Source organism: Pseudoalteromonas sp. SG44-1, from assembly GCF_014164315.1.
Classification (GTDB): domain Bacteria; phylum Pseudomonadota; class Gammaproteobacteria; order Enterobacterales; family Alteromonadaceae; genus Pseudoalteromonas; species Pseudoalteromonas rhizosphaerae.
Genome location: NZ_JACJEW010000164.1, coordinates 1 through 1,595, shown reverse-complemented (window position 1 = coordinate 1,595; position 1,595 = coordinate 1). Strand labels below are relative to the sequence as shown.

Annotated in this window: 4 protein-coding genes; all 4 read right to left on the bottom strand. The window is 46.0% G+C overall.

The window, feature by feature from the left end; translation table 11 throughout:
- Positions 1 to 14 precede the first annotated feature (14 nt).
- Genes H5187_RS25245 through H5187_RS25230 form a run of 4 tightly spaced genes read right to left on the bottom strand, consistent with a single transcriptional unit; the run spans position 15 to position 1,553 of the window.
- The gene (locus H5187_RS25245; RefSeq protein ID WP_182798467.1) at positions 15 to 521 is read right to left on the bottom strand and encodes a DUF1804 family protein; all 507 of its coding nucleotides are present in this window, start codon (positions 519 to 521) and stop codon (positions 15 to 17) included.
- Complete coding sequence (locus H5187_RS25240) at positions 521 to 859, bottom strand: hypothetical protein (protein WP_182798466.1); 339 nt, start codon at positions 857 to 859, stop codon at positions 521 to 523. Before H5187_RS25240 ends, H5187_RS25245 begins: the two co-directional genes overlap by 1 nt.
- Positions 860 to 868: 9 nt before the next feature.
- The gene (locus H5187_RS25235; protein WP_182798465.1) at positions 869 to 1,312 is read right to left on the bottom strand and encodes a D-Ala-D-Ala carboxypeptidase family metallohydrolase; all 444 of its coding nucleotides are present in this window, start codon (positions 1,310 to 1,312) and stop codon (positions 869 to 871) included.
- On the bottom strand, positions 1,302 to 1,553 hold the full coding sequence (locus H5187_RS25230) for a hypothetical protein (protein WP_145233980.1): 252 nt from the start codon (positions 1,551 to 1,553) through the stop codon (positions 1,302 to 1,304). The genes H5187_RS25235 and H5187_RS25230 overlap by 11 nt, the downstream gene beginning before the upstream one ends.
- Positions 1,554 to 1,595 lie beyond the last annotated feature (42 nt).

Below are 1,595 nucleotides of genomic sequence, written 5' to 3'. Positions count from 1 at the left end.
ATTCATATCGGCCATTAGTCGCTTAACTCCTGATCGAGTCGTGGACCAAAGGCGGTGAGTATTTCAACAAACTCAGGGGCAAATTCGGGGTATTTGGTTGATACAAACTTAGCAAGAATTTTAACGACCTCAGCTGCAATGGTGCGCTTTTCAAGCTTTTTATTACCGCCTGATACCTTCATTACTTTGCTCATCATATCGGTGAGTGAGCTAAGTATTTTTGTGCGTTGTTCAAGCGGCAGCGCTGCGCCCTCTGCTGATTTTAAAAGTTCAAAGGTCTCGTTTACTTGAATGGTGAATTCTTCAATGAAATCGGTGGTAAACTCCCCTGCTGTGCCCTCACTGCGGCGGCTTGCTGCACGGGCTAAGTCCCAATCGTCGCCGTTGTCTTTGGCTTCCATTTTCCAGCGTCGTGCTGTGCCGTCGGCCACGCTATGCTTAATGGCGGCCACGCTCAACGCTAGCAGCTCGGTTACATAGCTGTGGCGTATGGCGTTTTTCTTTTCTGCAGGGTGCGCCATTAGTTCCAAATCCCATTTTTAACAGCATAGGCGATTAATGACACGGTCAAACCCGCCGCGCCGCCCATAGTCGCCACCTTAACGCGTTGGTTAGTGAGCTTCTCTTCAACTTTAGTTAAACGATCATCGTGCTTATTAATCGCTGCAATTTGGCGTAGCTCACTTGCTTTTAAATCTTCTTTTAAGGCGTCAGTAACGACCTTTTGGCGTGCTTCGCTTTTTTCGATACTGTGATGAATATCAGCTTTTATCTCAGCGACACTGTTTAAAATGGCCTCTTGGCTGGCTTTAATAGAGCCAATAGACTCAAACAGTAGGTTTTCTTGCTCTGGGGTCATGAGTGGTCCTTACGGGTTAAATACTTTAATGCCCGTCCATGTAGGCGTGCGTACATCAAAATGAAACCAATTCACTTGCCCTTCAATGGCGGTGATGTAGGGGAATTCTTGCGGGTGGGCTAATACGTAATCACGTACTTGCTGAGCGGTGTAATTAGTAAAGCTACAATCGAATGCTTTACCCAGCTTATGTTGGCTGCGTTTAGCACCTATTGCGCAATCAAGCTGGCGATAGCCACGGTATTGATTAGCGCCGCCCCAGCTCCAACTATTTACGGTGCATGGGCCAAACGTGTTGCGTAACTTTTGCAGCATACGCAATGCGCGATCATCAAATAGATTGATCAAAAACAAAGGGTCGTCTTGATAAAGTTCAAACGTGGCTTTTGGTACTAATTCTTGAAACGTAAAGCTTGGGGCTGTCGGTACTACCACTTTTCTTTTAAGCGCCATGCTGTTGAGTCCTCATTTTGGTTAAACGTTGTTTTGTTAGGACGTAACAGGCAGGTAAGCGAGTACTGCGCACTGGTTTGTTATTGGCTGGGTTTAGCAGCTGTTTAACGCGAGTACGCAATGCGGGCAGGTCTTTTAACGGGCAACGGCGAGATATAGCAATTTGCTCGGCTTTAGAACTGGCCTTAATAATTTGTTGAGCTAAAAACTCAATAAATGGCGCATGCACTGTATTTGTCATGCTGGTAGTAAATCAATTTAGGGGATTGGGTAACACTGTAAA

Excerpts from the sequence above, each read along its gene's own strand:
- H5187_RS25245 (WP_182798467.1), bottom strand. The coding sequence starts at position 521 with ATGGCGCACCCTGCAGAAAAGAAAAACGCCATACGCCACAGCTATGTA.
- H5187_RS25230 (WP_145233980.1), bottom strand. The coding sequence starts at position 1,553 with ATGACAAATACAGTGCATGCGCCATTTATTGAGTTTTTAGCTCAACAA.
- H5187_RS25240 (WP_182798466.1), bottom strand. The coding sequence starts at position 859 with ATGACCCCAGAGCAAGAAAACCTACTGTTTGAGTCTATTGGCTCTATT.
- H5187_RS25235 (WP_182798465.1), bottom strand. The coding sequence starts at position 1,312 with ATGGCGCTTAAAAGAAAAGTGGTAGTACCGACAGCCCCAAGCTTTACG.